6 protein-coding genes and 1 tRNA gene are annotated in these 7,677 nt (G+C 44.4%); 4 read left to right on the forward strand and 3 right to left on the reverse strand.

What is annotated here, in order from left to right; genetic code table 11:
* Positions 1-111: 111 nt before the first annotated feature.
* Entirely contained in the window at positions 112-1,155 is a 1,044-nt protein-coding gene (gene mutY / locus ACLR2L_RS04710; protein ID WP_413366138.1) for an A/G-specific adenine glycosylase, read from the forward strand.
* On the opposite strand, the gene ACLR2L_RS04715 is transcribed toward mutY, so the two are convergent.
* Positions 1,150-3,537 (reverse strand): response regulator, encoded by a 2,388-nt coding sequence (locus tag ACLR2L_RS04715; protein ID WP_413366140.1) that lies wholly within the window; start codon positions 3,535-3,537, stop codon positions 1,150-1,152. The genes mutY and ACLR2L_RS04715 overlap by 6 nt on opposite strands.
* Before the next feature lie 310 nt (positions 3,538-3,847).
* On the opposite strand from ACLR2L_RS04715, the gene ACLR2L_RS04720 reads away from it, so the two are divergent.
* The 3 genes from ACLR2L_RS04720 to ACLR2L_RS04730 all read left to right on the forward strand — a co-directional run bounded on the left by ACLR2L_RS04720 (position 3,848) and on the right by ACLR2L_RS04730 (position 5,758).
* Positions 3,848-4,981, forward strand: a complete 1,134-nt coding sequence (locus ACLR2L_RS04720) for a response regulator (protein WP_413366142.1) — start codon at positions 3,848-3,850, stop codon at positions 4,979-4,981.
* A gap of 123 nt (positions 4,982-5,104) precedes the next feature.
* On the forward strand, positions 5,105-5,380 hold the full coding sequence (locus tag ACLR2L_RS04725; protein WP_140958841.1) for an oxidative damage protection protein: 276 nt from the start codon (positions 5,105-5,107) through the stop codon (positions 5,378-5,380).
* 302 nt (positions 5,381-5,682) lie between these two features.
* A tRNA-Phe gene (locus tag ACLR2L_RS04730) sits at positions 5,683-5,758 on the forward strand.
* A gap of 60 nt (positions 5,759-5,818) precedes the next feature.
* On the opposite strand, the gene ACLR2L_RS04735 is transcribed toward ACLR2L_RS04730, so the two are convergent.
* Together ACLR2L_RS04735 and ACLR2L_RS04740 are read right to left on the reverse strand one after the other, a co-directional pair.
* A complete protein-coding gene (locus ACLR2L_RS04735; protein ID WP_413366144.1) occupies positions 5,819-6,106 on the reverse strand; it encodes an ATP-binding domain-containing protein in 288 nt (95 codons plus the stop codon).
* Between the two features lie 44 nt (positions 6,107-6,150).
* On the reverse strand, positions 6,151-7,677 hold a 1,527-nt coding region (locus tag ACLR2L_RS04740; RefSeq protein WP_413366146.1), incomplete at its 5' end, for a UvrD-helicase domain-containing protein.

Raw genomic sequence — 7,677 nt, forward strand, 5'->3', positions numbered from 1 at the left:
GATTGGGGATTGCAATCGTAACAGGCTCTACGTTGGTGAGGCAATCACTGATACACTTACTGGCTTTCGGGCCGTATTACACACATTATTTTTGGGAAGTTTGGGAAGTTTATGCAGCAGTTGTTTTCCGATCGCATATTAACCTGGTTCGACGAGCACGGGCGCAAACATTTACCGTGGCAACAGGATATTTCGCCATACCGGGTGTGGGTGTCTGAAATTATGTTGCAGCAAACTCAGGTAACTACGGTGGTCCCGTATTTTGAGCGCTTTATGGCTCGCTTCCCTACCGTTGTGGCGCTGGCCAATGCTCCACAGGACGATGTATTACAGCTTTGGACTGGCTTAGGGTATTACGCCAGAGCCAGAAATCTGCACAAAGCCGCAATATGTGTCCGCGATGTACATCAAGGTGTTTTTCCCGACACCCTTGAGCAGGTGATGGCACTACCTGGCATTGGGCGTTCCACCGCCGGGGCTATATTGTCGATTGCTGGAGGGCAGTCGCATCCCATTCTAGACGGCAATGTTAAGCGGGTCCTGGCGCGCTATTTTGCTATCAGCGGCTGGCCCGGCGCGAAAAGTGTAGAGACTTCACTGTGGGAATATGCGACTGAATTAACACCGCCAGAGCGCGCAAATCACTATACCCAGGCCATGATGGACATGGGCGCAACCCTGTGTACGCGCAGCAAACCAAAATGTGATGCATGTCCGCTGCAAACTGATTGTGTAGCCTACGCACAGGGCAAACAAACTGACTATCCGGGTAAAAAGCCTAAAAAGGCACTGCCAGTAAAGCAAACTGTGATGAGCGTTATCCTGTGCCAGCGCGCGGTGCTGTTACAACAGCGCCCGCAAACCGGAATCTGGGGAGGGCTTTGGAGTTTCTTTGAGCGGGAGCCGGGCGCTGCGCTATCGTCTCAATTACGCCAACTGATTGGGGAGCATGAATCGCTAAATTTGGTGGAGCCGTTTCGGCATACTTTCTCGCATTATCACCTGGATATTCAGCCAGAAATACTCAGCTGTGAGCGTGTTCCGCAACAGCTTAGCGAACCAGGCTGGCGATGGGTGAGTCTGGATGAACCGCTGGAAGTAGGTGTACCCACTCCGGTCACCAGAATATTGAAAGCGTTGGGCAGTAACTTATAAACCCGAATGGTTGTGTTGTTCCTGAATCAGTTGGTTTGTTAACTCATCGGCAAGAAGCAGGTTATAGTCTCCCAGCGCATCTTTAATTTCGGTAAGTGCTTTGAGGTACAAGGGATATGTTCTAATGGATGACGTGATGATTTCAAGGGATTGCGTATTGTCTTTGAATATGGATTGAGAGAGAGACTGCAAGCGCTCGGTCAGTGTCATGGTTAGGTCTATCCCACAGGCGTGATCGTTTTCCTCAGGTGTCTGCTGTGTAAGCCACGCCGACAGCAACGGTAAAGCACTCAGCGCATTATTCAGATTCGCTATTTGTTGGTGGGATGGCCGTTTATCACTTTTTAGCGCTGTTTCTATTTCCGCTGCCGTGGCGGAAATGGCAAGCAAACCCAGGTTACCACCTGTGCCTTTTAGGGTATGCGTGAGTGATTTGGCAGCACAGGTATCCCCGATTGCCAGAAACGCTTGTAGGTTTTCCCCTGCGCGTTGGTATTTGCCGATAAAGCTGGTTAGCAATGAATGAAGCAATGCCTGCCTGCCGTTCATGTTTTGGTAAGGCTTCAGTAAATCAATGCCTGCAATATCCGGAAAGGCTGGTGTTTTTGTGGTGGCCGGAACGGTTATCTCTGCAGTAACGCCATCTAGCTTTAATACGTTAATAATGACCTGCGCGATGGTCTCTGGCGCGATGGGTTTCGATATATGGTCGTCCATTCCACTGCGCAAATGCTTGGCTTTGTCTTCTTCCCTGGAATGCGCAGTCATAGCGATAATTGGCGTATTTGACCGGAATTCTGGCAAATTCCGCAATTCTTTCATTGTGGAAATACCATCCATTCCGGGCATCTGTATATCCATAAAAATAAGGTCAAAGCATTCATGTTTCACTATTTCCAGAGCCTTAAAACCAGAGTCACAGGTAATCACTCTGCATCCCAGATCGATCAGCATTGCCGCGGCTACCTGCAGGTTAATATGATTGTCATCTACAACCAGTACGGCGAGATTAGTAAACTTGGGGGCGGATTCTGTGTCGAGTTTGTCGGTATAGCGAATAATCGATTCACCGGATAATGCCTGAAACAGTTCTTTGGTTCGAACCGGTTTGAGTAAGTGATAATCCGCATCCTCACCGTCATTAATGATGTCTTCATAGTTTTCCAGTGAGATACAGGTTACGTTGCATGCTGGCAGCCTGCTTTTTATGGTGGGTATTTTGATGCGATCAGCATTACTCATATGACTAAGATCCAGCAGGAAGTGCAGCGCATTACCGGATGCATTCAAACTGTCAAATGCTACTTCATCAAAGGTATCGCAAAGCGTTAACGAGGCGATACTTGTGTTAGAAAATATAGATGAGAGCTTGGTCTGATATTGCAGGCAATTGGTAAGCACCACAACGTGCTTATTGAATAGCCTGGGATTATACACATCACACAGAGTATGTTGGTCTGCAACCATTGAGGCAAGTGAAAAGTAGAACTCTGAGCCTTCGCCAGGAACACTGCGAACGTGTAAGCTGGATGCCATGGCGTTGATGTAACTCGCTGAAATAGCCAGCCCAAGTCCTGTGCCTCCGTATTTTCTTGTTACTGAGGAATCACTCTGTGAGAAGGCTTCGAACAAGTTCGTCATTTTGTCTGGTTGAATACCGATACCCGTGTCTTTTACGCTAATGGTAACACCTGTTGTTTCGTTGAAGTCCGCCGCTAATACAACAAATCCCTGGTCGGTAAACTTAATGGCATTAGACAGTAAATTACCGATAACTTGCTGAAGCTTGTGGCCATCTCCAATGAATGAGTTAGGAATTTGTGGCGAAATAATCGTGATGATGTCGAGGTCTTTCTTTCGTGCGTTAGGTGCAAAATTATGCGCCACCGTTTCGAGTGTATGCCTCAAGTCAAATTCGTGTTGTTCAAGTGTTACGCCAACAGCATCAATTTTTGAAAAATCGAGAATGTCATTAATAACGGCAATGAGTAGCTTGCCGCTTTGAATTGCTGACTGGATTAAAGAATTGCGCTGGAGGTCACTTTTGCATTTGCGCATTGAGTAGAGCATACCCAGTACGCCGTTAAGGGGCGTACGAATCTCGTGACTCATATTGGCTAAAAATTCAGATTTTGCCTGAGCGAGCTTGATAGCTTCGTCTCTTGCGTCAGCAATTTCCTGAGTGCGCTTTATAATTTCGAGTTCCAGGCCGTCCATGTATTGCTCGAGTTTACAATTCGCCTCATACAGCTGAAGTGACCGTTTGGTGAGTATACTTTCAGCTTCAAGTTTGGCTTGACGCTCTCTTTGGTATTTTCGTTCCATGACTTGTAACTGCTTTTGCAGGTTTTCGAGTTGAGATCCCGTTGTTTGTGTAGTCATGAAAACTAACCCTCTTAGCGCACATTTATATATAGACGTCTATTTTCAACTTTACTAGTTAAACAAACGTTTAAGATATAATACCTAATTTTATGTGCTTGCTAAAATATGCGCTCTTAGCAATTAGTCTTAATTCGTTAATACTTATATTTTTATATATACATGATTTTTATAATTTATTTATTTTTACATAGTCATTTATAAATATTTTAGCTCAATAATTATACATAATATTCTTCCCAAGTTGACAATTATGAATTAATCTTCTTACACGATTAAGATGAGGTCTTTTGTTGTTTAGGTGACATTTATGACATTTGGTGGTCAGCAAATTCTGATAATTGATGACAGCAAAGAAGACATTGGCTTCTTGCAGGCCATTCTTAGCGGCGACTACTCCATTGTCGCTGCCACATCCGGAGCGGGTGCTTTGGATATTTGCGCATTTGGAAAAATCACTCCGTCAGTCATTTTGCTCGACGTTTCTATGCCGGATATGGACGGTTATCAAACCTGTCAGGCCATCAAAGCACTGCCGGGTTTCGAGCAGGTTGAGGTTATTTTTGTTAGTGCCAACGATTCCCTCGACGAGAAGCGAAAAGGCTATGAAGCAGGCGGTAACGACTACCTGTCAAAACCAGTGAATCGCGACGAAATTCTGCAAAAAGTAAAATTAGCCGTGCTGAGAAAGCAAGCCCGTGAAGACTCCGAATCGCAGTCAAAAATGGCGTTGGATACGGCTATGACTGCCATTATGGATGCAAGTGAACAATCCAATGTTATTCACTTCTTACGGCAAAGCTTCTCCTGTCAGAGTGTTGAGGAGCTGGCGCAATCTATTGTTGATACCTGTGATAATTTCGGGCTGTTAAACACAGTTCAAATTCGCACTGACTGGCAGGCAATAACTAAATCGTCAGGCAATAACCCTTCACCGCTGGAAATCGAAATGCTTACGTCGCTCCAACAAATTGGACGCATATACCAGCGTGGACAGCGGTTAATACTCAACTTTGGCAATATTTCTCAACTTATCAAAAATCTCCCGGATGACGAGGCCAAATGCGGACGTTTAAGGGACCATCTGGCATTAATCCTCGAAGGCGCAGAAAGTCGCTTAAAAGCACTTAATGCAGTGGATGAAATGAAAAGTGTTATGGAAGGCACCAACGATGCGCTCTCAGAAATGGCAACCAAGCAGGCTAACCAAAAACGCCAAAACGTGAAAATCATGGATGAAATGATTGAAGAGATCCAGGTTGGCTTATTTGACTATGGGCTAACGGAGGAGCAAGAAAAAGTGCTGCTTGGCATGGTAGAGCGCTATTCAGAGAAGGTTTTTAGCGCGTACGAAGAAGGCCTTCAACTGGAAGACAGTATGGCGGTGATTTCAAGCAGTTTAAAACGCGCCATCAAGCAGTTTTTCCAGTCTGCTGAAAGTTAAGTGGAGCAATTTGAACAAGCTTGAATCGGATTTGTGTCGAGTGAATCGCAGATGACATGATTTCCGTTAACGGGCAATAGTGATAGACTGGCACCACATATAAGTTTTTAAGAGAAAGAATAAATGCCAAGAACGGTATTTTGTGTGCGCCTTAAAACAGAAGCCGACGGACTGGATTTCCAGTTGTATCCGGGTGAATTAGGCAAGCGTATTTTTGACAATATCTCTAAACAGGCATGGGCTGAGTGGCAGAAAAAACAAACTATGCTGATTAACGAGAAAAAGCTGAATATGATGGAGCCAACCGACAGGCAGTTTTTAGAAACACAGATGCAAGCGTACTTGTTTGAAGGTAAAGAGCCCACTATTGAAGGGTATGTACCGCCGAAAAAGGCGTGATTTTGTGCATGTTGAGCAAAGAATGCGCAGTTGAAAAAAATTCTGAGAAAAACGGTTGACTTAAAAGCCCGAAACTCGTTAAATACGCACCCACAGCAAGACGGGTAATTCACCTGACAATGCTAACCAGTTTTCGCCTCGATAGCTCAGTTGGTAGAGCAGCGGATTGAAAAGTGCAAGCTTATTGATTCAAAGTTTTACCAAGTGCTTGAAAATAGCGGGCTGTAACGTTAGAGTTTACTAACGTAGACTTTGCAAAGTTTTGCAAAGCTCTGAAACAAAAACATCGCACAATATTATGTGCCCAGATAGCTCAGTTGGTAGAGCAGCGGATTGAAAATCCGCGTGTCGGTGGTTCGATCCCGCCTCTGGGCACCATTCCTCTTGGTGTCATACAAAAACTAAACCTCTTATTTCAAAATCTTTGCAAAATTAGATTTAATCTATAGCTCTTATAATTTCGTTTTGACTGGCTACTACGTCAAGAATGTTAATATCTTCGTAATCATTACCATCTTTGTAATAGTGGGTGTTTGACAGCGAGTTGATCAGTAATAGCCCATTTTTTGGCCTTGTAATAGAGGTGTAGATAAGCCGATTAAACTCTTCCTTAGTTTCCATTACTGTACCGCTGAAGCGAGGATCAATCACAATACAGTTCTGACATTCCAGACCTTTAGCCTTATGCATAGTTATGACTTGTTCAGGCTCAAGAAGCCCTTTCAAAGCTGTTCTTAGTTTCTTAACTACCGAATTTGTTCTGACAAGAACTAGCGTATCGGTATTGTGGTGCATTTTGAGAAAAGCACTTGTTGGTTTACGTACATCGTCGAGTCTATCGACATGACAGATGTGTGGTGGTGTACCATCAGAGTCTGGAAGAACTCGCAAATCTCTGCTGTCAGTACTCGTAAACTGACGAACAAAGTTAGCATTAATAGTTGTTTCGATGCTCGATATTGTCGAGTGAGGTGGCACACATTTGCATCTTTGTCTTTCACAAACTTGGTTAGCAATTCCGGCTTGCTTCCTCTGAAACCATAGATAGACTGAGATATGTCTCCCACAAAAGTGAGCTCTATCCCAGATTCAAGCAGCCTGCCAAGCAGATTGATTTGTGCGCGGTTGGTGTCTTGCATTTCATCAAGTAGTAGGTGCTTGTGCTTTCTACCGAGCTTCTTGGCTGTGGCCTTGTCTTTTATCCTTCTTTCTAGCTCTCTAACGACATCCTCGAAATCCCAAAGTCTATTCACCTTTTTATATTTCTCATAGTGCTTAATGACCTCAAGGCATTCGTTTACCTTACTTTTGCCCAGAGTCGGCTCTGCACATTTTGATATTGATTTGCAGTCGTTTTTAGCAAGTGACAAAACATCGCTGACATCCGAGGCCGAAATAGAAGCCTCGAGATCTTTAATTATCTTGTTTAGTTCTTCAATTCTGCCGCTTTCATCGTCAGTGTCAGCAATGTACCTATAACCTTTATATTCCGAGAAGAGTATCTTCAACTGTCTACCGCACCACGCAGTAAATGTAGAAACATTAGGTCTGACAGTAAAACCTGTCCTGAACCTTTGATTGAGCTCGTCAGCAGCCGCGTTGGTGAACGATAAGCACGTTATTTGGTTATTTCGCATACCATTATCAGCAAGGTATTGAGCGCGTTCTGCGATGAGCCTAGTTTTACCTGTTCCCGCACCACCGTAAACAATGGTAAGCGGAGCTGATGATTCAACAGCTCTTTGCCACGCTCTGGCTGGTTTGTCTGGGTCAAATGTTCTTACTGGTCTCACATCATAGGAGAACAGCTTGTTGGTTTCTGAACGTTGCCACCAGTATCGGTATTGTTCTAAGGTTTTTGAGTCAGGTGCTCGACTATTTTCAGAAAACGTTATTGTCGCTAGAAAGTGATCAAGTAGCTGAGCTTTCCCGTTCGAGAACCAGTCACTGTCCAGCCTATACGGCGGTAGCTTTTGCGCAATATAAGTTCGTCTCAGTGCGCGCCAGACATTGGATTTTTTAGTTTCGCTGCCTTTATTTCGACGGCTTTTGTTTCTGAGGAGTCTCGCTAGTTTAGGCTTTTCAAGCTTAGGTAGGAGCTTGGGATTGAAGAATGAGAGCCCTTCAAAATCAATTTTTGCATCATGCAGATTAGACAGTTTCAGAGGATCCGCGCCGAAGAAATGGCGGCGCTCAACTCTACTAGCAACAATACACTTTCTTAGTAAATTACTGCTGCGTCTGTGTGTCCATCCGTAACGCTCTGCATGCTTTTTAAGTTCCTTAAGCACCTTATC

It is taken from the genome of Alteromonas sp. AMM-1 (assembly GCF_047290655.1).
GTDB lineage: Bacteria > Pseudomonadota > Gammaproteobacteria > Enterobacterales > Alteromonadaceae > Alteromonas > Alteromonas mangrovi.